The 23,245-nt window shown below is 55.5% G+C and carries 17 protein-coding genes and 1 pseudogene; 11 read left to right on the top strand and 7 right to left on the bottom strand.

Annotated elements, in window-relative coordinates:
- The 4 genes and pseudogenes from V8L70_RS20815 to V8L70_RS20830 form a co-directional block, all read left to right on the top strand.
- A pseudogene (locus V8L70_RS20815) lies at nucleotides 1-114 on the top strand (IS630-like element ISHsp2 family transposase); the annotation flags it as partial.
- Nucleotides 115-935: 821 nt separating this feature from the next.
- Entirely contained in the window at nucleotides 936-1,742 is an 807-nt protein-coding gene (locus V8L70_RS20820; protein WP_336270518.1) for an alpha/beta fold hydrolase, read from the top strand.
- Between the two features lie 29 nt (nucleotides 1,743-1,771).
- A complete protein-coding gene (locus tag V8L70_RS20825; RefSeq protein WP_336270519.1) occupies nucleotides 1,772-2,533 on the top strand; it encodes a metallophosphoesterase in 762 nt (253 codons plus the stop codon).
- 333 nt (nucleotides 2,534-2,866) lie between these two features.
- On the top strand, nucleotides 2,867-4,357 hold the full coding sequence (locus V8L70_RS20830; RefSeq protein WP_176304913.1) for an alanine/glycine:cation symporter family protein: 1,491 nt from the start codon (nucleotides 2,867-2,869) through the stop codon (nucleotides 4,355-4,357).
- 2 nt (nucleotides 4,358-4,359) lie between these two features.
- Here V8L70_RS20830 and V8L70_RS20835 read toward each other — a convergent pair whose 3' ends face one another.
- Nucleotides 4,360-5,748 carry an aminotransferase-like domain-containing protein gene (locus V8L70_RS20835; protein WP_336270520.1) on the bottom strand — a complete coding sequence of 463 codons (1,389 nt, stop codon included), beginning with the start codon at nucleotides 5,746-5,748 and terminating at the stop codon, nucleotides 4,360-4,362.
- 137 nt (nucleotides 5,749-5,885) lie between these two features.
- Between V8L70_RS20835 and V8L70_RS20840 the strand changes: the two genes are divergently transcribed.
- On the top strand, nucleotides 5,886-7,046 hold the full coding sequence (locus V8L70_RS20840) for an MFS transporter (RefSeq protein ID WP_336270521.1): 1,161 nt from the start codon (nucleotides 5,886-5,888) through the stop codon (nucleotides 7,044-7,046).
- A gap of 16 nt (nucleotides 7,047-7,062) precedes the next feature.
- On the opposite strand, the gene V8L70_RS20845 is transcribed toward V8L70_RS20840, so the two are convergent.
- Nucleotides 7,063-7,992, bottom strand: a complete 930-nt coding sequence (locus V8L70_RS20845) for a cation diffusion facilitator family transporter (RefSeq protein WP_336270522.1) — start codon at nucleotides 7,990-7,992, stop codon at nucleotides 7,063-7,065.
- Between the two features lie 207 nt (nucleotides 7,993-8,199).
- Between V8L70_RS20845 and V8L70_RS20850 the strand changes: the two genes are divergently transcribed.
- Complete coding sequence (locus tag V8L70_RS20850; protein ID WP_336270523.1) at nucleotides 8,200-9,036, top strand: alpha/beta fold hydrolase; 837 nt, start codon at nucleotides 8,200-8,202, stop codon at nucleotides 9,034-9,036.
- 111 nt (nucleotides 9,037-9,147) lie between these two features.
- Here the strand turns inward: V8L70_RS20850 and nirD are convergent, their stop codons facing one another.
- Genes nirD through V8L70_RS20865 form a run of 3 tightly spaced genes read right to left on the bottom strand, consistent with a single transcriptional unit; the run spans nucleotide 9,148 to nucleotide 13,458 of the window.
- Nucleotides 9,148-9,549, bottom strand: a complete 402-nt coding sequence (gene nirD, locus V8L70_RS20855; protein ID WP_101148027.1) for a nitrite reductase small subunit NirD — start codon at nucleotides 9,547-9,549, stop codon at nucleotides 9,148-9,150.
- A 31-nt stretch (nucleotides 9,550-9,580) separates the two neighbouring features.
- Nucleotides 9,581-12,103 (bottom strand): nitrite reductase large subunit NirB, encoded by a 2,523-nt coding sequence (gene nirB / locus V8L70_RS20860; RefSeq protein WP_336270526.1) that lies wholly within the window; start codon nucleotides 12,101-12,103, stop codon nucleotides 9,581-9,583.
- Nucleotides 12,104-12,144: 41 nt separating this feature from the next.
- Entirely contained in the window at nucleotides 12,145-13,458 is a 1,314-nt protein-coding gene (locus tag V8L70_RS20865) for an NAD(P)/FAD-dependent oxidoreductase (protein ID WP_101148028.1), read from the bottom strand.
- Nucleotides 13,459-14,212: 754 nt separating this feature from the next.
- Between V8L70_RS20865 and V8L70_RS20870 the strand changes: the two genes are divergently transcribed.
- The 5 genes from V8L70_RS20870 (at nucleotide 14,213) to arfA (ending at nucleotide 20,695) form a co-directional block, all read left to right on the top strand.
- Nucleotides 14,213-16,927 (top strand): nitrate reductase, encoded by a 2,715-nt coding sequence (locus V8L70_RS20870; RefSeq protein ID WP_101148029.1) that lies wholly within the window; start codon nucleotides 14,213-14,215, stop codon nucleotides 16,925-16,927.
- Nucleotides 16,887-17,786: a uroporphyrinogen-III C-methyltransferase gene (gene cobA, locus V8L70_RS20875; protein ID WP_336270524.1), complete on the top strand. Its 900-nt coding sequence runs from the start codon at nucleotides 16,887-16,889 to the stop codon at nucleotides 17,784-17,786. The genes V8L70_RS20870 and cobA overlap by 41 nt, the downstream gene beginning before the upstream one ends.
- A gap of 3 nt (nucleotides 17,787-17,789) precedes the next feature.
- Complete coding sequence (locus V8L70_RS20880; RefSeq protein WP_336270525.1) at nucleotides 17,790-19,511, top strand: bifunctional protein-serine/threonine kinase/phosphatase; 1,722 nt, start codon at nucleotides 17,790-17,792, stop codon at nucleotides 19,509-19,511.
- Nucleotides 19,512-19,612: 101 nt separating this feature from the next.
- Nucleotides 19,613-20,422 (top strand): 2,5-didehydrogluconate reductase DkgB, encoded by an 810-nt coding sequence (gene dkgB, locus V8L70_RS20885; protein ID WP_101148032.1) that lies wholly within the window; start codon nucleotides 19,613-19,615, stop codon nucleotides 20,420-20,422.
- Nucleotides 20,423-20,500: 78 nt separating this feature from the next.
- A complete protein-coding gene (arfA, locus tag V8L70_RS20890; protein WP_246286880.1) occupies nucleotides 20,501-20,695 on the top strand; it encodes an alternative ribosome rescue factor ArfA in 195 nt (64 codons plus the stop codon).
- 93 nt (nucleotides 20,696-20,788) lie between these two features.
- Here the strand turns inward: arfA and V8L70_RS20895 are convergent, their stop codons facing one another.
- Nucleotides 20,789-21,037 carry a hypothetical protein gene (locus V8L70_RS20895; protein WP_101148034.1) on the bottom strand — a complete coding sequence of 83 codons (249 nt, stop codon included), beginning with the start codon at nucleotides 21,035-21,037 and terminating at the stop codon, nucleotides 20,789-20,791.
- A gap of 289 nt (nucleotides 21,038-21,326) precedes the next feature.
- Nucleotides 21,327-23,081 (bottom strand): ABC transporter ATP-binding protein, encoded by a 1,755-nt coding sequence (locus V8L70_RS20900; RefSeq protein WP_101148035.1) that lies wholly within the window; start codon nucleotides 23,079-23,081, stop codon nucleotides 21,327-21,329.
- Nucleotides 23,082-23,245 lie beyond the last annotated feature (164 nt).

A 23,245-nucleotide genomic window follows, 5' to 3' on the forward strand; every position in this document is an offset into this window, starting at 1 on the left:
ATGAAGTACGCATGGCTGCCGTTGAGTGCTTACCTTTCGTTTGATCACCTCTGTGAAGAGGTACACCGGCTATTGGGTAGCTATGAAGCTGATCACGCGATTAATTTTGAATAAGCACTTAGATAGCGTCGATGCGCCAGAATCTAACTGGCTGTAAGCGTTACAGCAAAACGCCCTAATAAAACTACACAATAAAACGCCTCGCGGAGACGAGGCGTATGAATAGTGTTAACTACTTATCCCTTTAGCCTAAGTAGGCCTTGATCGCGTCAAAGGCCGCGCGCTGTTGCCGTGCGCGGTGTGCCCATACTTCCATAATATCGGCATCCCTTGTCTGTCCTTGATTCACTGAGTGTTGCATAGCGTCCACTCCTTTTCAGAGGTTAAGTGAAAGGCCTTATTTATAGCCTTTTTTGTACACAAATTAATTTATGCGAAGCAGCATTTTAGTTCTGGGTAGAATAATAAGGGCTTTTTCGAGCTTCGGGTAGTCCAAATGATGTAGGTAATTTGCCATTTTGTGTAAGCATATGCTTACAATTAGCCTACTAATACCTCTATCCATTTGAATGAAAAAGTTTTTCATAGTCATAAAAAAGCCGGGAATGACCCCCGGCTTCGGTGATTATCTTTTAGTCTTAAAGAGTCAAAAGCACCTGAATTAACCTAAATAGGCTTTCAGCGCCTCGGCTGCGGCACGATGCCACTGGGCATTCAAGCCCCAAAACTCCAGAACTTCATTGTCGCGTGCAGGGGAGGGTATGAGAAACGTCATAATATGGTCCTCCTAATGGGACTACATATGAAGTATAGCCTCTTTATGCTGCGATGCAGCATAAAAGGTTGTTATAAAAACCTCTAGGTAAAGGGGAACAGGCTTAAAATAAAATATGTTATTGTTAATAAAAGACTAAAAATAACGATAGTATCTTCTAATGACTTATCTCTCTTCCGCCTCGGTTGTACACCATGACAGCATGATAGATGCCCCAGAGGGGCGACTATTTACACGTGTCTGGCAACCAGCCAGTGCCGCGTCCCTTGAACAAAGCCCTATCGTACTGCTGCACGACTCACTAGGTTGCGTTGAGCTATGGCGTAGCTTTCCTGCGGCGCTGTGTTCAGCCACCCAGCGCACCGTAGTCGCCTATGATCGCCTTGGTTTCGGCCGGTCTGATGCCCGCCACGACACGTTGCCATTGAGTTTTATCGATGATGAACCGGCTCAAGGTTTCTCTGTCCTTCGTGATGTATTGGGTATTAAGCGCTTTATTGCCATTGGGCATAGCGTAGGCGGCTGTATGGCTGTTCACTGCGCGGGGGCATATGCCGATGAGTGCGATGGTTTGATTACCATCTCTGCCCAGGCGTTTAACGAAGCACGAACGCGAAACGGTATTGTGGAAGCCAAAGGGGTATTTCAGGCGCCAGAACAGCTTGCCAAGCTGGAAAAATATCATGGTGATAAAGCCCGTTGGGTACTCAATGCCTGGACAGAAACCTGGTTAAATCCAGCGTTTGAAAACTGGTCATTAACGTCAGCATTGGCGCAGGTGACGTGTCCCAGCTTAGTTATTCATGGTGAGAAAGATGAGTATGGCTCGCACCGTCAGCCGGAGCGTATGGTTCGCTATATCAAAGGCCCTGCACACGGCGAAATGCTGGCCAATATTCACCATGTCCCTCATCGTGAATGTGAAGCCGATGTAGTGAGTTTGGTCCACCAGTTTGTTGAACGCTAGCTATAGTGATGAAAGCCACAAGGAGCCTTATGCGCCTGCGTATTTTGTCTGATCTACACTTGGAGTTTTTCGACGGCAGCCGTGAATTGCCAGAAGTGGACGCCGACGTGGTGATTCTAGCTGGCGATATCCATCGCAAGAGCGAAGGGCTTGCCTGGGCGCGTCACCGATTCCCGGACAGGCCCATTATTTATGTACCTGGCAACCATGAGTTCTACGGAACATGCATGCCGCAGCTGCGTGAAGAGTTGGCGCGCGAAGCCGAACGCCTCAATATCGAGCTTTTGGATAATCGCGCGGTAACCCTCGACGGCGTGCGCTTTTACGGCACAACACTGTGGACGGACTTCGCGCTCTATGCCAATGACCCGACCCAAAACCCTGCCCATACCGAGTCAAAAGCACTGCGTTATATGCCCGATTTTAAGATTGTCCAATCATCGCCAGGCGTGACCTTGACGCCTCAAATGAGTCAGGAATTGCATAGCGAGGCGCTTGGCTGGCTAGAAAATGCTCTTGCTCAGCCGTTTAACGGGCCAAAAGTGGTCATTAGCCACCACGCGCCGCTGCACGACTGTATTCCCGGTCAATATTTGGGCGACGCTCTTTCCCCGGCGTTTGCCTCAAACTTGCCTCAGCTAATGGGCAAAATGGACATATGGGTGCATGGGCATGTTCATGAACCAGTAGATATTTTGCGTAACGGTACGCGCGTTATCGCCAACCCCGGTGGTTATCCCTATGAGTTCACGCCTGAGTTGTTTAAGTCAGATTATGTGATTGACGTATGAAAAATTATTTATTTCATTGGGTTGTGCTTATCTGATGGCTATTTTGGCACCCAGAAAAGCTGCTAAGTACCTATAAAAAAGTAATCCGGTAGTCGCTGCCGTAACATGAAGATCGTCAGCGGCTTGAAGAAGCGCAGCACGCTGCGTTGAACACGCTAAGCGGCCTGCGGGCCGCTTTTTTATGCGCGTTTTTTGGGACTGGTACAAAAACTGGCTAGAATCGGGGGGGGTGGCGTCGTGTTTTCGGCTGCCATTTCAACACCTCGGGCTAGGGTACTTCCTGGATTTTCTGGGAACCCGGGTGTGAACAAACGCTAACTGGAGAGCATTCCCATGGAGACCCTCGAATTACTCATTGCCCCGCTGCGCGATGGTCTCTATACCATCATGATGCCTGTCAGTAACTTTATCTGGAGCTACATTCTTGTCTATCTACTGTTAGGCGCTGGCCTGCTGTTTACCATCATGACCCGAGGTATGCAGTTTCGTCTGTTCAGGCACATGGCGTATGTGACGTTTTCTGCCCGCGGGGCTGGGGATGGTATCAGTGGCTTTCAGGCCTTTGCGACGTCGATGGCAGCGCGAGTCGGAACCGGCAATCTAGCTGGTGTGGCTCTGGCGCTCTGGATTGGCGGGCCGGGGGCGATTTTCTGGATGTGGGTGACCGCGCTGCTGGGTTTTGCCACCGCGTTTATCGAGTCGACCTTGGCCCAGGTCTATAAGCATCGTAACGAGGATGGCGTATTCCGTGGTGGGCCAGCTTACTATATTGAACGCTGCCTGGGCTGGCGCTGGTTAGGCGCGCTGTTCGCGGTGTTTCTGATTATTGCGTATGGCTTAGCGTTTAATGCAGCGCAATCCAATACCATCGCGCAAGGGATGAACGGAGCCTTTGGCATTCCCAATTGGCTGACTGGCGTAGTGATTGCCATCTTGGCAGGCTTTGTCATTTATGGTGGCCTCAAGTCGGTAGCGCGTACGGCTGAGAAAATTGTGCCAGCGATGGCGATTGCTTATCTGCTCGTGGCGCTTTGGATACTGGTCACCAACCTTTCTGCCGTGCCCGACATGCTCTCGCTGATTGTGATGAGTGCTTTTGGGCTTGGCCCAGCGGTGGGTGGCGCGGCTGGCTATGCGATCAAAGCGGCAATGGAAAACGGCGTCAAGCGTGGCCTGTTCTCCAATGAAGCGGGCATGGGTTCCACCCCGAATGCGGCGGCCCAGGCGTCCGTCAAACACCCGGCGGCCCAGGGTTTAGTGCAATCTTTCGGCGTGTTCGTCGATACCATCGTGATTTGTAGCTGCACGGCGGTTGTGATTCTGCTTTCTGGTGTTTATGAGCGGCTGATGTCGGAGTCGCCGGGCGATAGTATTGAAGGTATTCAACTAACCCAGGATGCCATGGTGGATCATCTAGGCGGGTTTGGTGAGATATTCATTGCGCTGGCGATTCTGTTTTTTGCCTTTACCTCAATCTTGGCCAACTTCTCGTTCTCGGCGGTGAATATCGAATTCCTGTTCCGCCGTCACGCCGCAAAAGCGGTGAGCGTGTTCAAGGTGATTGTGATCGTCATGGTGCTGCTCGGGTCGGTGGCTGAACTGAGTGTCGTCTGGGACTTTGCCGATCTGGCGATGGGGCTGATGGCGACTACTAACCTGTTTGCGATACTAATCATGGGGCCAATCGCCGTAGCCGTGCTGAAAGACTATGAGCGCCAGCGCCGTGAAGGTATTAAAGAACCACTATTTGACCCTGCCATACTGAAACGCCCAGAGCTTGTGGATGCCGATGTATGGCCAGTGAAAGAGGTCAAGGAAGGGTAGTTTCAACGGACTGTATCAATAAACGCTTTCGCCCTGGGATCCTGCATATAGGCAACGTTTAGCCGGAGCCAGGGGGTTGGTTGATGATCCGCAAAGAATAGATGTCCTGGTGACAGCATTACCTCGCACCGGTCAGCCAGCTCAGACAGCGCCTCTGGCGTAATGGCGGCCGGTGGCTTGGCCCACACAAACATCCCCCCTGTCGGTTCGGTATAAACCTCCCAGTTTGCCTTTTTGAGAATACCTAGCGCCAACGCCATTTGATTGGCGAGCTTGGTGCGCAGCCGCTCGGTTAGCTTTCGATAACTGCCGTTCTGCAGCATGGTAGTGACCACTTGCTCCGCAAAGCGCGACGCAGAAATACTGGTCAGCATCTTAATATCGACCAAGCGCTGCACCAGAGAGGGGGATGAGGCGATAAAGCCTACCCGCAGCGAAGAGGAGAGGCTTTTTGAAAAGCTGCCAAGATAGAGCACCCGATTCAAACCGTCTAAGGCCGCTAGGCGAGTCGTCGGTGCGTGCTGAAAATCCGCGTAGATATCGTCCTCCATAATCTGAAAATCGTGCTGCTCGGCGAGCTGCAACACCCGGTGAGCCACCGCTGGGGTGAGGGTGCTGCCGGTGGGGTTATGAAACACGCTGTTAATATAAAAAAGCTTGGGTTGGTACTGCGCCAGTAACGCCTCCAGGCGCTCGATATCTGGCCCATCTGCCAATCGCGGTACGCCAATCACGCGGATGCGCTGCAAGTGCAGCAGGCCGAACAAGTTGTAATAACCCGGTGATTCCACGAACACCACATCGCCCGGGTCAAGCAGCATCCTTACCAATAGATCCAGCGAGTGGCTGCCACCGCCGGTCATCACAATCTGCTCGGCATTAGCGGTAATCGATAGGGGCCGCAGGCGTTCCTGGATCAAGCCGCGCAATTCCTCTGGCCCCTGGGGCGTGCTGTACTCGAAAATTCCCGAGCGGCTTTTACGCGCGACTTGGCGAATGGCATGGGTCAGGTCGTCGCCCTCGCGCCAATCACTGGGCAGCCAGCCGCAGCCCAGCTTGAGCGTGTGCTCGTTGGCACTGAAAAGCCCCCACAGGCCATTGGTGACCTCTTCCAATCTGCTCGTAGCTGCTGGTTGCGATACCAGTGCTGCTGCGCTATCCGCCACATAAAAACCTGACCCAGGCCGTGAGCGCACCAAACCGGCAGCCACCAAGCGCTCGTAGGCGTCAATCACCGCGTTACGGCTAATGTGATGGGTCGCGGCTAAGCGGCGAATAGAGGGTAAACGGCGGCCACCACCGGCACCGTGCGCTGCAATCCAGGTGCGAATACCGGCTTCAATCTGCTGTGCAATGGGCGTGGGGGCGTCGCGGTTAACCTTAAGCTTCATAGCTGACCCTGTGGCTCACAACTGTTCTCGGAAAGGGCGGAACAGTGTCTTGAAAGTGGTGGTTAAGTGTACCTTACCGGTGATCGGCAAGCGTGGGAGCTTAGTGGTACAAATACTGGCTTATTTAGGATAACGCTATGAATCGCGCTTTAAATCGAACCATCGCCCAACATAGCGCTGTTGGCCTGGCCTTTGCGCTGTGCATGATTACCACGGCAGTTAATTTACAGGCGCCGCTCTACGATGCACTGGCGGCGCGCGACGGCTTGGGGGTAGGGGCAACCACGCTCGCCTTTGCTTGCTATGTGGCGGGTGTCTTGCCGGTACTGCTGGGCTTAAATGGCTTGGCAGATCGGGTGGGGCGCAAGCCAATGATCATTGCTGCACTACTGTTAAGCCTGATGGCGACGGCGATGATCTTGATAGCTCCCAACCTGGTGGCACTAGGGGTTGCCCGCTTCCTGTTGGGTATTAGCATGGGATTAACGTCGGCAGTGGCGCCTGCGTATATGCAACTGCTCGTGGATGGGGATGATAATCGCCTCGCCACCAATTACGTGACGGCCAGCACCTCGCTTGGGTTTGGCCTGGGAGCAGCGGTCACCAGCCTGTTTCTCTTTCATACCCCCAGTGTGTCGCCGCCCAGCCTATGGATTTACCTGGTCGCCGCGGCGCTGGCGCTAGTGGCGGTCACCACACTGGAGGATAGCCCGCCGAGTGACACTAAGCGCTCGCTGCTGCGTCTGCCCAGCTATCCTCGGGGCGCTTTTGCCTTTGGATTGGCTATTTTGCTGGCCTGGGCGACGGTGGGGTTAGTGATTGCGATACTCCCTTCTGCCCTGCAGCGACACGGTTTATCCGCCTGGAGCGGCTTCGCCACGTTCGGTATTTGCAGCTGCGGCGTGCTGTTTCAGCCTTGGGCAAGAAGGTTCACACCACGAAGCGCGACGCGACTGGGGCTGGTGATTTTGCCGATGGCCTATGCGCTAATCGCCTGGGGAGCCGTTCAAGGCTACCTGGCAGCGGTGCTGCTGGGCACGGTGGCTGCCAGCAGCGCTTGCTATGGGTTTATCTACCTGGGTGGGTTGAGTGGTGTGTTGGCAGCGGCCGATGCGTCCGCGCCTCAGGCCAGCGCAGGCTATTTTTTGATGGCGTATGTTGGCTTCAGCCTCCCGGTGATCACGACCGGAGTGCTCATTGATGCAGTGGGGCATACCCTGGCGCTAACGCTGTTTGGTTTTGCGCTATTGGGCGGTGTGATTACAGCGTTCGCCTTGCTGCGCAGAGCGCTCACGTGATCGACGGTCATTCAAGCTAACCTTTTTTGACCAGCAGCCCGCAAGAGGGCGCGGCCCAGCGGGTGTTGGCGGTAAACACCACATCACACACCACCAGCGAATAGTAATGGCGCACTTCTTCATCGACCCGTGCGCGCAGCGCATCTTGATGAACGATGGTTAGATCGGGTTCCTCTGGCAATACCACATGCACCATCACATACAGCAGGCGGCCAGGGCGAACCATGCGCACGCGTACCTCTTGCGTGTCAGTGCCCGCCAGGGCATTCGCAACGGCGCGGCGGACGGGGGCTGCGATGGCCTCTTCCGGGGTCTTGTTAAGCAGTTCCTGCAGCGCTTGGGAAGCCATGCGCACCGGTACGCCCAAACACAGCACCACCACCGCAATCACCAATACCGCATCCACGTAGGGCAAAATGGCCTGCCAGCCCAGGTGTTCAAACAGCATCACCAGACAAAACGCCGCGAGTACGGCGGCAGAAATGACGCTGTTGACTAGCCAGTTGAGTTTGTCTGCCGCCACCAGAGGGCTACTGACATGGCGCTGACTGCGGTGCATCACCCAGGCGGTAAGCGAGCAGGCCGCAGTGGCAAAAAGAGCGTAGATAACGGCAAGCCCAGCGGCAATGTCACGACCGCCTGTTAGTAGCGCAGCGACAGCATCCACCAGTGCAAAAATGGATACACCTAAAATCAGCAGCCCTTTGCAAAGATTGACCAGCGACTCGAAGTAGCTATAGCCAAAAGGGTAGGATTCGCTATCCGGGCGGCTGGCAAGCTTGCTGACTTTAATGGTTACGAGGGCAACGCTGAAATAGATCAGATTAAATAGCCCATCCAGTAAGATCGCTTGAGAGTTAGAGGCCAGCGTGGCCACGATGCCTGCACAGCCAATGAGCAGCGCCATAAAAGCGGAGAAGGCCAAGGTACTCGATTCTGTCTTCACGAACGTTTCTGCTCCAGTGTGCACACCGTATAAATAGCCGCTAAGCATAGCAATTTTGTTAGCGACTTATCGACGGCGCCGTGCCGATGTCTTTCGCCCTGTTTCTGACCAGACTGCTCAAGCCTTCTTTTGGACAGCACCGCCAGTTCTACTAACCTTAGAGCACGTTTATTTGATTCACGTTAAGCCAAACAGGAGGGTGAGACGATGCCAATGCTGAGCGTAGGAACGGAGCAGGGCACGCCGGTAGAGCTTTATTACGAAGTACGTGGGGCAGGTAAGTCCGTGGTACTCATTCATGGCTGGCCACTCAGTGGCCGTTCATGGGAAAAACAGGTGCCAGCGCTCGTTGAGGCGGGCTATAAAGTCGTGACCTATGACCGCCGGGGATTTGGCTGGTCGACGCAGGCCGATGGCGGCTACGACTACGATACGCTCGCATCAGACCTTAAAAAGCTGATCGACACGCTGGATCTACACGATGCCACTCTAGTGGGCTTTTCCATGGGCGGCGGCGAAGTGGCCCGCTACCTCTCAAGCTACGGCACTGGCCGGGTGAGTAAAGCCGTGTTTGCCGCTGCTGTGCCGCCTTACCTATATAAAGCTGACGACAACCCCGAAGGTGGCCTGGACGATGCGACGATCAATCAGTTCCTGGAGGGAGTAAAGGGCGACCGTATCGCCTTCCTGGAAGAGTTTACCAAGAACTTCTTTGCTGCCGGTGAGCGCAGCGATTTAATCAGTGAACCAAATCGTCAGTATCATCGTGATATTGCCGCCTTTGCATCACCCCAAGCGACCTACGACTGCATCAAAGCCTTCAGCTACACCGATTTCCGCAAAGACTTGCCTAAGATCGATATTCCCACGCTAGTGCTGCACGGTGATGCAGACGGCATCGTGCCCTTTGAGGTCAGCGGCAAGCGGGCCCAGGAGCTACTGCCCAACGCGAAGACGGAAGTGATCAAGGGTGGCCCGCATGGCCTGAATGCCACGCACCCAGATGCGTTTAATCAGGCGCTGATTCAGTTTATGAATGATTAGGGGTTGGATGAATAAGCATCTGGATGAATAACGTTTGAGAGAGTTACCGCCTGCTAACGACAACGCCGCCCTGAAGGCGGCGTTGTCGTTTTATCGGGCTAAATAACCCCTTTACCCCTCAACCCACACCTCATCACCTTTAAATTCGATCTTCCAGGTGCGCAGTTTGACGCTTTCATCCTCCAGACACTGGCCATCTTCAAGACGGAAGTGTTGCTTGTAGATAGGCGAGGCGACTACTGGGGCGCCTTTAAGGTCGCCGACAATGCCTCGGGCGATTACGTTGGCGTTCGAGAAGGGGTCATGATGATCGAGAGCATAGAGTTCATCGCTCTGCCCTCGCAGCCCGGGCAAGTAGAAAATAGCGACCTGAGCGGGGCCGTCGGCGGTTTCCAGCCAGGCGGCGACGCCGGAGAACGCGACTAGGTCGGCTTTGGTGCAGGCTTTTTGCCATGCCTTACTATTTTGAACATCCGCCATATCCATCTCTTTTTTCAGTGCCGTTGCGGTCATGGGTTGCCTCTTCTATAGCTATTCAAAAGCGTCAGTGAGAAGTAGTCTGGGCAGGCCGTGGCTGGCCGCGCTCGGAGGTCATAATGATTGACGGATCCGGACGGTCGTCGTTGACGAAGCTGCGGAAGCGCTTGAGTTTTTCCGGGTCGCTAATGGCGTCTGCCCATTCGCATTGATAGGTGTCCACCACGGTTTGCATCTGACGCTCCAGCTCGTCGTTGATACCCAGGCTATCTTCCAGAATCACCTCTTTGAGGTACTCCAGGCCGCCGTCGAGATTTTCACGCCATACTGAGGTGCGCTGCAGCCGGTCAGCGGTGCGCACGTAGAACATCAGGAAGCGGTCAATGGTGCGGTAGAGCTGCTCGTCGTCCAGGTCAGTGGCGAACAGTTCGGCGTGGCGCGGGCGCATGCCGCCGTTACCGCAAACGTAGAGGTTCCAGCCGTTTTCGGTAGCGATAATGCCAATATCTTTGCTCTGGGCCTCGGCGCACTCGCGGGTGCAGCCGGAAACACCGAACTTGATCTTGTGAGGGGAGCGCAGGCCTTTGTATCGGTTCTCCAGCTGGATCGCCATGCCAACGCTATCCTGCACGCCGTAGCGGCACCAAGTGCTACCCACACAAGATTTCACCGTGCGCAACGATTTACCATAGGCGTGACCGGTCTCGAAGCCTGCCGCAATCAGCTCGCTCCAGATATCCGGCAGGTCTTCCAGCCGCGCGCCGAACAAGTCGATACGCTGGCCGCCGGTCACCTTGGAGTAGAGGCTATATTTGTTGGCCACTTCGCCCAGGGCGATCAGTTTATCGGGCGTAATCTCACCACCAGCCACACGCGGCACCACCGAGTAGGTGCCGTTTTTCTGCATGTTGGCCATGAAGGTGTCGTTGGTATCCTGCAACGGGATATGCGCCGCATCGGTGATCGGCTCGTTAAAGCAGGAGGCCAGAATAGACGCTACGGCGGGTTTGCAGATATCGCAGCCCAGGCGGTGAGTGTCGGCGTTGCCGTGTTTTTCAATCAAGTCGGTGAAGGTTTTAATGCCCTCGACACGAACGATATCGTAAAGCCCCTGGCGGGTATGGGCGAAGTGCTCGCAAATCGATTTATCGACTTCCACGCCTCGGGCTTCCAGCTCGTGATCTACCACGCTTTTGAGCAGCGCGGTGCAGCCGCCGCAGCCGGTGCTGGCCTTGGTGGCGCCTTTGACGCCACCAAGGTCTACCGCGCCGTCGTCAATCGTGGCGCAAATATCGCCCTTGGTGACGTTGTGGCAAGAGCAGATGGTGGCGGTTTCCGGCAGCGCACCGGGGCCGAGTGTGGGCGCGGCGCCGCTGCTTTGCGGAAGAATCAGCGAGGCGGGTTCATCGGGCAGCTCAATACCATTGGAATAGTACTGCAGCAGCGTGTCGTAAACGCCGTTGTCGCCGACCAGCATGGCGCCCAGTAGTTTTTTACCATCGCTGGAGACTACCAGCTTGCGGTACTCCTGCTTGATGGGATCCAAGTAGCGAAACATTCGCGCACCGGGGTTCTGGTTGCCGTGGGCATCGCCAATCGAGCCTACATCCACGCCCAGTAGCTTGAGCTTGGTGCTCATATCCGCGCCACCGAAGTGGATGTCGCCCTCGGTTAGCGTGGAGAGCGCCGTTTTGGCCATCTGGTAGCCCGGTGCTACCAGGCCAAAAATGCTCTGGTTCCATAGTGCGACTTCGCCAATCGCGAGAATAGCCGGGTCGTTGGTCAGGCACTGATTATCCACCACGATGCCACCGCGCTCACCAATCTCCAGGCCGCAGTCGCGGGCTAGCTGGTCGCGGGGGCGGATGCCGGCCGAGAACACAATCAGGTCGGTTTCCAACACCTTGTCGTCCTGGAAGACCATGCGGTGACGGCTCGCCTCGCCATCTTCTATACGCTGGGTGGCGCGCTCGGTGAGTACTTGTACGCCCAGCGCTTCGATTTTTTCGCGCAGCAGCTCGCCGCCTTCACTATCCACCTGCATGGGCATTAGGCGTGACGCGAACTCCACCACGGCGGTATCCAGGTTTAGGCCGCGCAGCGCATTAGCCGCTTCCAAACCGAGCAGGCCGCCGCCCACCACTACGCCGGTAGTCGCGTTTTCGGCGGCGGCTTGGATGGCGTCTAAATCGTCCAGGGTGCGGTACACTAAGCAGCCATCGCGGTCATTACCAGGAATCGGCGGCACAAAGGGAAAGGAGCCGGTGGCCAGCACCAGGCGGTTATACGGGTAACGGCCTTGGTCGGTGACCACTTCCTGCGCGTTGCGGTCGATTTCGATTACGGCCTCGCCAGAGCGCAGCTCCACGCCGCTTACGTCGTAGTAATCCGCTTCGCAAAGCGCCAGGGAGTCGGCATCACGGCCGCTGAAGTATTCAGATAGATGTACCCGATCGTAGGCGCGGTGGCGCTCTTCGCCAAACACGGTGACCTGATAGCGCTCAAGGGCGCCGTTATCGACGAGCTGCTCGACCAAGTGATGGCCGACCATGCCGTTGCCGATAATGATGAGCTGTTCAGGAGTAGTCATGTTCTGAGTAACGTCGTTAGTAACATTATTAGTAACCATCGTTATGCCGCCTCTGAAGTAGGAAGATGAGAAGTGCCAGAATCGCCTTGGGCTGCCTGTAGGGCGCTAACGTCGGCGGCGCCAAAGAGCAGTGCCTGACGGCAGTTATTCAGGTTGCTACCTGCTAGCGCTTGCTCGAAGTACCAAGGGCCTTGGCTGGTGTCGCCGTAAAGCACCGCGCCCTCTATTTGACCGTCACGCAACAGCAGGCGGCGGTAGTCGCCGCGCTCAATATCGTGGTAGCTCAGCACTTCGTGCTCGGCGCTGGCCTCGGTGGGGCCAAAGGCGTAGAGCGCCACGCCGCTGATTTTAAGTTTGGTGGCGCTGGGGACATCCGTGTAGCCAAGGGTAGGCGTGCCACCTAGCCGGGCGGCGAGTACTTCCACCTGACGCCAGATCGGTTCCACCAAGCCATAAGTAGTGCCATCAAATTGGCAGCACTCGCCCAGCGCTGAGATCGCCGGGTCGCTGGTGGTGAGAAATTCATCCACCACGATAGCGCGCTCGGTGGTTAGGCCCGCTTGGTGGCCAAGGGCTGCGTTAGGCGTAATGCCCGCCGCGATAATGACGCTCGTGGCAGCCAGTTGGCGGCCATCATCAAGATGAATCTTGCTGACCTGTCCTTGGGCGTCGCCTTCTAGACGTGCTAACTGGGCGCTGGTAACAATCTTCAAGCCGCGCTGGGCCAGTTCGTTTTCAAGCAGATGTGAGGCGGTCGTATCCAGCTGGCGGTTCATTAGCCGTTCGCTGCGCTGGAGCACGCTGACGCTGATATCGTTGCCGCGCTTACGCAGCCCTTCGGCAGCTTCCAGGCCTAGCAGACCGCCGCCAATCACCACTGCCTCGCCTCCACGTTGAGCGATGTCGGTCAGCGCATCAGCATCTTGCAAGTCACGAAAGCCGTGCACGCCCGCCAGCTCAATACCGGGAACATCGGGCATCGCTGGGCGCGAGCCGGTAGCAAGCACTAGGTGGTCATAAGGCAGCGTGCGGCCGGTGTTGGTGACCACGGTTTGGCGGTCGCGATGAAGGGCGTCGACCTTTTCGCCAAGAATCAGCGTGACACCCTGGTCCTCGTACCACTGAGCATCGCGCAGAGTGAGTGCATCCTGATTCATCTCGCCAGCCAGCAGTGGCGAGAGCAGAATACGGTTATATGCAGGAGTTGGCTCGGCGCCAATCACCGTGATGTGTTGAGGGCGCGTGGGTAGTTTTACCAACGCCTCAATCAGGCGGTGGCTGGCCATACCGTTGCCAATAATCACCAGATGGTCATTGAGATGGTCATTGTGTGAGCACCGGGAAGTGGTTTCCATGGGTGGCTCCTCTGTGTCTTTGCGGCTTCTTGAGCACCAAACAAAAAACGCCCCTAACGCACCTTCCTTTCCACGATGTGTAGAAAAGGGGAGCATCAGGGGCGTCGTTGCCCGATAGCGTTGTTTAAAATCTATGCTTTAAACGCGCGGCAACCGCCATTGGCTGCCAGCTGATTAAAAACCTTACCGTGTATAAAGCAAGGAGCTAGCCAACTGGCTATTAATCACTTTTTTTTCAAGCATGTCAGGTGTTTAAGGAGTAAGGGAGGAGGTGCGGACGCGTCGCTGCTTGAGCAAGCTGCACAGCGATGGTGCGAAAAGGGAGGTGGCGTGCACTCTCACACGCCATTTAGCGTGGCCACAGTGCCAAAAAGAGCATTGCGTGATGCTCTTTTATTTTTTAACTATTTGTTTTTAATTAGTTAATTTTCAATAGGCCGGTTGTCGGCTTGGCTCTTGCAGATATCAAGGCAATAAGTGAGTTAACAAGGGATAAGCGCTCATTGTTTGGCGATGGCAGCGAACAACTCCAAAGCCGTTATTAGAAGAATAAGTAGCCGTTAGAAAAAATGTGTAGCTGTTAAAAATTTTGCAGTTGTTTGAAAAAAGTACTGCAAACCGTACTGCACCGAAGAAGGTGCGCTGTGGCAACGACGTCCAGCCCTCTTCTCTTAATGCGTTTATATAGCGCATTAGAGAACGGGACTGGGCGTTTTTTTATGCTTGGCGCTAATGAGGAATCCGAGGAGTAGCTATGACTCAGGCCAAAACCACATGCCCCTACTGCGGCGTCGGCTGCGGCGTGACGGCGACCATTGAAGCAGGCACGCTAAGCGCTGTAGAAGGCGACCGTGAACACCCTGCGAATTATGGTCGGCTGTGTGTGAAGGGTTCTGCGCTACATGAAACGTTGGGCGAGCAGGGCCGCCTGACGCATCCGCGTGTAGATGGCGTCGAGGTCTCCTGGGAGTCCGCACTGAGCATCACCGCTGAGCGTTTAAACGCTCAGCGGGCCGAGCATGGCAATCACAGCGTAGCGGCGTACCTGTCGGGGCAGCTCTTAACTGAAGATTACTATATCGCTAATAAGCTGTTTAAAGGCTTCTTGGGCACCCCTCATTTAGATACCAACTCGCGACTGTGCATGGCTTCTGCGGTCGCTGGCTATAAGCGTGCCTTCGGTGCAGATGCGGTGCCGTGCAACTACGAAGACTTGGAAGAGGCGGAGCTGGTCGTGCTGGTGGGCTCCAACTTGGCCTGGAACCATCCGGTGCTTTACCAACGCATTAAAGTTGCTAAAGAGCGCAACCCACTGATGCGCTTGGTCGTCATTGACCCGCGGGTGACCGATAGCTGCGAAATCGCTGACCTCTACCTGGGGATTAAACCGGGCAGCGATGCTTACCTATTTAATGGCCTGCTGGCGTGGATGGCAAAGCGTCGCAAGCTCGATACCCTCTATCTTGAGCGTCACACCGAAGGCGTTGAAGAGGCCCTGGCGGCAGCGCAACAAACCGCTGGCTCGGTGGCGGAAGTAGCGGCTGCCTGCGATGTCGACCCTGAGCGTCTGGAAACCTTCTACTACTGGTTTGCCAGCCAACTGCATGTGGTCACGCTCTATTCCCAGGGCGTTAACCAATCCGCCAGCGGCACCGATAAATGCAATGCGATTATTAACTGCCACCTAGCGGGCGGAAAAATCGGTTTGCCGGGGGCAGGGCCGTTCTCGATTACCGGTCAACCCAATGCCATGGGTGGGCGCGAAGTAGGCGGGCTGGCCAACCAGCTAGCTGCGCATATGGATTACCACACCCCCGGCGCCATTGATCTGGTCAGTCGCTTCTGGGCGACCGATAATCTCACGCCCATCCTGCCGGAAGGGCCGGGTTATAAAGCGGTGGAACTGTTTGAAGCCATTGAGCGAGGCGAGATAAAAGCGCTCTGGGTAATGGCCACCAATCCCGCGATTAGCCTGCCCGATGCCGCGCGAGTACGCGCTGCGCTGGAAAAATGCCCGCTGGTGATTGTCTCTGAGTGTGCCGCCCATACTGATTTGCTGCCTTATGCAGATATCGTGCTGCCAGCCTCGGGGTGGTCAGAAAAAGATGGCACCGTGACCAACTCCGAGCGGCGGATCTCCCGCCAGCGGGGGATGCTGCCACCCCCAGGGGAAGCTCACCATGATTGGTGGATCATCGCCGAAGTGGCCAAGCGGCTGGGGTTTGCCGAGGCGTTTGAATACTCGCACCCTTGGGAAATATTCGATGAACACGCCCGTCTGTCTGGCTTTGAAAATGGGCTAGCCGGCAGCCCGAAGCGGCTTTTCGATATCTCGGGCTTGGTGGGCCTGGGCCGGAAAGACTACGATGCCTTGGTGCCGGTTCAGTGGCCGGTGACGGCTCGAGCGCCGCAGGGAACCGCGCGCCTGTTTGAAGATGGTGAGTTTGCCACGGCCAATGGCCGTGCCAAACTGTTGGCGGTTAAGCCACAGGGCCCTGAACAATCGCTCAGCGCCGCCTATCCGCTGCGTTTAAACACCGGTCGAATCCGTGATCAGTGGCATACCATGACCCGTACTGCGCGCGCCCCGCGGCTGATGAATCACCGCGCGGAGCCGTTCATGGACGTGCATCCTGATGACGCTCAGGACGCCGGTGTGGTAGATCAAGGCTTGGCGGTGCTAAGCGCCGCAAAGGGTGAATTTCGTGCTCGGGTGCGGGTGTCCAATGCCCAGCGCCGCGGCGAGGTGTTTGTACCCATCCACTGGACTGACTGTTTTACCCAGCAGGCCAGAAGTAGCGCGCTAATCGGCAGCATCACAGATCCGCTCTCCGGGCAGCCGGAATCAAAGCACGGCGCCGTGGCGTTGGCCCCGCTTGCCACGGAGTGGCAGGCCACATTGTTAGTCGCCGATGGCGCCGCTGAGTTGACGCCGTGGTGCACCAGTGCTTATTGGACACTTATACCCATGCGCGGCTGCCAGCGCTGGCAACTTGCCCATACGCAGTCAGTTAACGATTGGTTGGCGCAGTTGAAAGAGTGGCTGCCTGGGGAAGTAGTGGTGGTCAGCCAAGACCCCACTAACGGCCGGCTGCGTGCCGCCTGTGTGGAAAATGGCAAGCTGCGCTGGTGGCTGATGGTTGGCCCACCCAAAGAGTTGCCAGGGCTGGCTTGGCTGGAAGCGCGTTTTAACGAGGCGGCGCTAAGCGATACCCACCGCCGCCGCTTATTAGCGGGCTGCGATGACGGCGCTGCTGATACTGGCCCCGTGGTGTGCAGCTGCCACCAGGTCGGCCAAACCACTATTGCCAACGCCATTCGTGCAGGCGACACCAGCGTAGAAGCGTTGGGCGCGAGACTTGCCTGCGGCACCCAATGCGGTAGCTGTATTCCTGAATTGAAATCACTGATTGAAGAGGAGCGGCCCAATGCGCGCACTAAGCAACCCATTGCTACTGAAGTGGTTTAACGCCTTTATGCGATTGTCGTCACCAGTGCGGTCGTCGTTGGGTCGCAAAAGTGACACTGATTTACGCCTGCCGCTGCATGGCGAGTGCCACGCCGGTCAGGTCTATCTGGTCGGTGCAGGCAGTGGTGATGCGGAGCTGTTAACTCTCAAGGCCGCTCGGCTGTTAATGCAGGCAGATGCCGTGGTGTATGACCGCTTGGTAGGCGATGACGTGCTGGCGCTAATTCCCAACGGCAGCGAGCGCTACTACGTGGGCAAAGCCCGCGGCCACCACAGCGTACCGCAAGCGGAAATCGGTGAGCTGATGGTAAAACTCGCCCGCGAAGGGAAATCGGTAGTGCGCCTGAAAGGCGGCGACCCGGCGGTGTTTGCGCGCATGGGCGAGGAACTGGATGCCCTGGCCGCCGCCCAGGTGCCAGCCGCCATTGTGCCGGGAATTACCGCGGCCTCTGCCGCCGCGGCCTGCATGGGTATCCCGCTCACTGATCGTGGCCATGCGCAGCAGCTGCGCTTTGTTACCGCCCAGCTATGCCGCGAAGACGGCACGCCGGACTGGCAAGCACTGGCGCGCAAAGATGAAACCCTGGTGTTTTACATGGGGCTTTCCAAAGTGAGTGCAATTTGCCACGGCCTGCGTCAGGCGGGTCTGCCGGATGAGTGGCCCATCATGCTAGTTGCCAATGCCAGCCAGCCCGAACAGCAGTCGCTGGTGGGCTCACTTGAGGATATGCCCGAAAAACTCGCTGCCCACCCTCTGCCATCTCCCTGCTTGATTGTGGTGGGCAGCGTGGTGCAAAGGGTCGCCACATCGCCCGTTGAGCTAGCCGCCGTATGTCGTTCCAGCGAAGGTGCTCGTTAACCGATGGCAGCGCTGACCATTTCGCTAGGCCAGCACTCAGATAAAGGGCGCAAACCAAGCAATCAGGATTTTTATGGCGCTTACCTGCCCAATGAATCCCAGCGCGCCACCAAAGGCATCGCGATTGCGTTGGCGGACGGGATCAGCAGTAGCGAGGTGAGCCGAGAGGCAAGTGAAGCAGCGGTGGGCGGCTTTCTGACGGACTACTACGCTACCCCGGCCACCTGGGCGGTGAAAACCTCGGCCCAGCGGGTACTGCAGGCCACCAACGCATGGCTTTACGCCCAAACCCGACAAAGCCAGTACCGCTACGATCTTGACCGCGGCTATGTATGTACCTTGAGTGCGATGGTGATCAAATCCACCACTGCGCATCTATTCCATGTCGGCGATAGCCGTATCTACCAGCTGGCAGGCAATACGCTGGAGCCGTTGACCGAAGATCACCGCTTCTGGGCGTCACGGGAAGTGAGTCATTTAAGCCGCGCCATGGGCGCTGGTCAGCATCTGGAGCTGGATTACCGTGCGGTATCGATTAGTGCAGGCGATGTGTTTGTGCTCGCCACCGATGGGGTTTATGAGTGGCTGACAGCGACCGATATGGCGGAACTGATTCATGTCCACTGGAGCGACCTGGACGCCGCCGCCGAGGCGATGATTACCGCGGCAATCGATAACGGTAGTGATGATAATCTGACGGTGCAGATTGTGCGCATTGAGACGCTGCCCGACGGCCGTGCGGATGAGCTTTATGCAGCACTTGGTGCGCTACCCCAGCCGCCGGAACTGCGCGCAGGAAGCGAGCTGGACGGCTATCGCATCGTGCGCTCACTGCATGCCAGTAGCCGCAGCCATGTCTTCTTGGCAGAAGAGATATCAAGCGGCCATAAAGTGGCGCTGAAGACCCTTTCCACCGAGCTAAGCCAAGACCCGGCAAGCATCGAGCGGTTTGTGCGAGAAGAGTGGATTGCCCGCCGAATTGACAATGCCCACGTGCTAAAAGCCCCCGCGCAAGAACACCCTCGTCACTACCTTTATACGGTGCTGGCATATATCGAAGGGCAAACCCTGACCCAGTGGATGCACGATCACCCTAACGCCGACTTAGCCACTGTAAGACCTATCATTGAGCAGATCGCTAAAGGCCTTCGCGCTTTCCATCGCCTGGAAATGCTCCACCAGGATTTACGCCCCGACAACGTCATGATCGATAATCATGGCACAATAAAACTGATCGATTTTGGCGCCGCCAAAGTGGCTGGCATCGCCGAAGCAGCGGGCGAGGACCTTGCTGGCGGCGATATTTTAGGCACCGCCCAGTACACCGCACCGGAGTATTTTCTGGGCGAAGGTGGGTCGCCGCGTGCGGATCAATACTCCCTCGCCGTTATCACCTATCAGATGCTAACCGGCACGTTGCCCTATGGTACCGAAGTGGCTAAAACCCGCACTCCGGCGGCACAGCATAAACTTGCCTATCAATCGGCACTCAGCGAAAACCGTGAACTGCCCGCCTGGGTGGATGAGGTGCTCAAAAAAGCCTTGCACCCCAACCCTCACAAACGCTACCCAGCGCTGTCGGAGTTTATCTTTGAGCTGCGCTCGCCAAGCCCTGCAATGCTTAAGCGCGCCCAGTTACCACTGCTAGAACGTGACCCGGTACTGTTCTGGAAAGGTGTGTCGCTGGCGCTGGCGATAGTGGTTATCACTTTGTTATTGCGTTGACGGCGCTGCTGTTGGTCTGGAAACAACAGGCAACGGGGTTGAAGTGGGGCGGTTGCCACCCCATGTAGTTAACACGCTATCAATAGAAAAGGGCGTTAATGATGCAAAATGTAATGCCTAACCCCGGTTTCGGTACCTTTCGCCTGGAAGGCGAGACGCTCAAGCAGAGTATTCATGTGGCGCTTGAGGCGGGGTATCGGCACATCGATACCGCCCAGTTTTATGGTAACGAAGCGGATGTGGGAGCGGCGATTCGTGACAGCGACGTGCACCGCAGCGATATTTTTCTTACCACCAAGGTGTGGTTTGACAACCTGGAACCCGCCACTTTGAAGGCCAGCGTAGACGAAAGCCTTCAGAAGCTGGGCACAGGTTACGTTGATTTGTTATTGATTCACTGGCCGTCGCCCAATAATGAAGTGCCGATGGCAGATTATTTGACGGCGCTTAAAGAAGTCAAAGCAGAAGGTAAAGCGCACCATATCGGTATTTCCAATTTCACCTGCGAACAGGTGGACGAAGCGATTAGTATTCTGGGTAAAGGTGAAATTCTGACCAATCAGATCGAAGTTCACCCTTTTCTTCAAAACCGTAAATTAGTTGATCACTGCGAGCACCAAAATATTCAGGTGACCGCCTTTATGCCATTGGCAGTGGGCAAAGTAATGGAAGATCCGACTCTTCAGAAAATTGCCGACGCCCATGGCGTAACACCTGCGCAAATTACCTTGGCCTGGGTAAACCAGCGCAATATGATCACTATTCCGTCTTCCACCAAGGCGCGGAATATTCAAAGCAATATCGCTGCCTTTGATTTAGTGCTAAGCGACAGTGAAATGGCCGATATTGCCATGTTGGATCGCCAAGAGCGTATTGCTAACCCAGATTTCGCGCCCGCTTGGGATGAGTAAACTGATTGAATAAGTAACTCGGAATAGGCAAAACGTGGAACGCTAAAAATTAATAGCTGTCTTAACGGATGCTTGCCATTGGCAGGCATCCTTAAATTAGCGGAGAACATGATGAAACAGCGCAAGATTCAAGATAACGCGTTAAAAGCGCAGCTAAGAACGCCGATGTTTAAAATGCAGCAGCAAACCCCTAAAAAGGGTAAAGGGAGTTACACACGTAAAGGGCGTACCACTAATACAGGCGCTAAGCAGGGATATAGCCAAGCCGCTTGAGCCAAGTTTCTTGTATTGGTCGATTTGGCTATATCTCTGCCATTTTCTCTGACGATAAGACGCCCCAGTCACTCCCTGTGACCGAGGCGACAGCTACGCCAAACTACTCCCGCAATGTGGACACGTTTCATAAGCATCGCGAGTTTCAATCTGATGGCGTTGGTTGAACTGACTTGCCTCCTCTATACCGTGAATAGATACCAATTGGCCCTGCTCCCAGCGTAGGCCGATATCCTTTAGTACATGAGGGTCGTGTAAGCGCGGGTCTTCGTAAAGGCGCTGCTGAGTACGATAATGGTTAAAAGCATTAACCAGTTTGCGAATGATTGTTGCCATTGTCATGGGGTCGGTCTCCTTGGTTAGGAGGCCGGGCAACATCGCGGTCAGGAAGCATCAAAAGTAACGATAAAACACATGGCCGCGACACCTGCCGCGGCCAATTTTCTCAATACATCTCTGGCGCGCGATGACAATAAGCTGGTACCGCATTATTAATAATGCGATGCAGTTTATTCATTTGTGTAACGCGGATTTGCCAGCGCATGAGAAGGTCTCGTTAAAAGAAAAGAGCTACCTTAAAATGGTAGCTCTTTTCTTTTAACCGATGCTTATATGTGCGTCAACAGTAAAGTTAACGATAACCTTTCGCCTGAAGCTTAAATAGCTTTGCATAACGCCCATTAGTTTCCAGCAGCGCTTCATGGGTGCCACGTTCAATAATATGCCCTTGGTCGATCACTAAAATGAGATCAGCACTGCGTACTGTGGAGAAGCGGTGCGAGATCAGTATCGCCATCTTATCGCGGCTATGTTCGCGGAAGCGGGCGAAGACTTCAGCTTCAGCGGCGGCATCCATCGCTGCCGTGGGTTCATCAAGCACGATGATGTCGGCATTTTCGCGCATATAGGCACGGGAGAGGGCAATCTTCTGCCACTGACCGCCGGAGAGCTCCTGGCCATTTTTAAACCAGCGGCCCAGTTGGGTTTTGTAGCCATTCCCCATGCGGGTAATAAAGTCGTCCGCCATGCCGTGCCGTGCGGCTTGCTGCCAGCGCTGCTCATCGTCAAAGGCATGGGTATCGCCAACGCCAAGGTTCTCACCAACCTGTAGCTGATAGCGCACGAAGTCCTGAAAGATGACGCCGGTACGCTCACGTAGTGCTTGAGCGCTCCAGTCACGTAGGTCGCTACCGTCTAATAGAATGCGACCTTGAGTAGGTTGGTAGAGTCGCGTCAAAAGTTTGATCAGGGTGGTCTTGCCAGAGCCGTTTTCACCCACCAACGCCAAGCTTTGCCCAGGGGAGAGGTGCAGCGAAATATCGTGTAGAACCGGATCTTGGAGAACAGAATCGCCGCCAGGGTAAGAGAAACTAACATTCTCAAAGCGCAGCCCATCCCCAGGTTGTGCACCCTGAGTTAGCGTACCGTTTTCGGCCTCAACCGGTTGCTCCAGGTATTCATAAAGATTGGATAGATAAAGGTTATCTTCGTACATGCCGCTAATGGCGGTAAGACTGGCGGAAAGCGCCGCCTGGCCTTGCTTGAAAACCATTAAATACATGGTCATTTGACCCAACGTCAGTGCCCCTGCAATGGTTTCAATCACCACCCAGCCGTAGGCAGCGTAAAACGTTAAGGTGCCGAGCAATCCGAGCAGAAATCCCCAGCTTTCCCTGCGAAGGGTTAAACGACGATCTTCTGCAAACAGTTGGGTAAAAATATCGCGGTAGCGCTGCAGAAATAACCCTTCAAGACCAAACAGTTTGACCTCTTTAATGCTGTCTTCCCGTGCAAGTACTGTCTCTAAATAGATCTGCATACGGGTTTGGGGTGAGCGCCAGCGAAACAGCCGGAAGGCATCGCCCGAGAATTTGGCCTCCGAGATAAAGACCGGCAGGGCGCCAGCTACTAAAATCAGCAGTGCCCAAGGGGAAAACTGCACCAGCAGTACGCCAAAACTGCCCAGCGAGATCGCATTTTGTAGCAGCCCAAAGGTTTTATTCACCAGCGCAAGTGGGCGCGTAGAGGCCTCACGCCGTGCTCGCGTGAGCTGGTCGTAAAGCTCTGAATCCTCAAACTGGCTAAGTGACAGCGTGCCCGCTTTCTCCAGAATCATCACGTTGACCTTCTGACCCAGTAGCGCTCTTAACAGCGACTGCTGGGCCGAAAGGCCGCGCTGGGCCAGCGCAATTAATCCAATGATCAGCGCTTCAAACCCCACCAGTTTCAACACCGGCGTAATAGAAACCAGCAAATTGGGATCGTTGGCTTCGCGGTGTGTCTCCATGGCATTCACCACACCATCGACAATTAACTGCCCGACCCAGGCCGCCACCGCGGGCAGCACTCCCGCCACCAGGGTGCAGAGCGCTAACCCAAGCATCATCCAGCGGGAAGTTTCCCACACTAATCCAAGCGCGCGGCGGCTATTGCGTATTCCGCCCTATCGTGACCGCCCATTCCGTTTGAACGTGACCGTCTGTTCTGGATGATGGTGACCGCGCATTCCGTTTTATCGTGACCGATTTTGGGCAGTTTTCCGGAATCGCC

Source organism: Vreelandella arctica, from assembly GCF_037070215.1.
GTDB lineage: Bacteria > Pseudomonadota > Gammaproteobacteria > Pseudomonadales > Halomonadaceae > Vreelandella > Vreelandella arctica.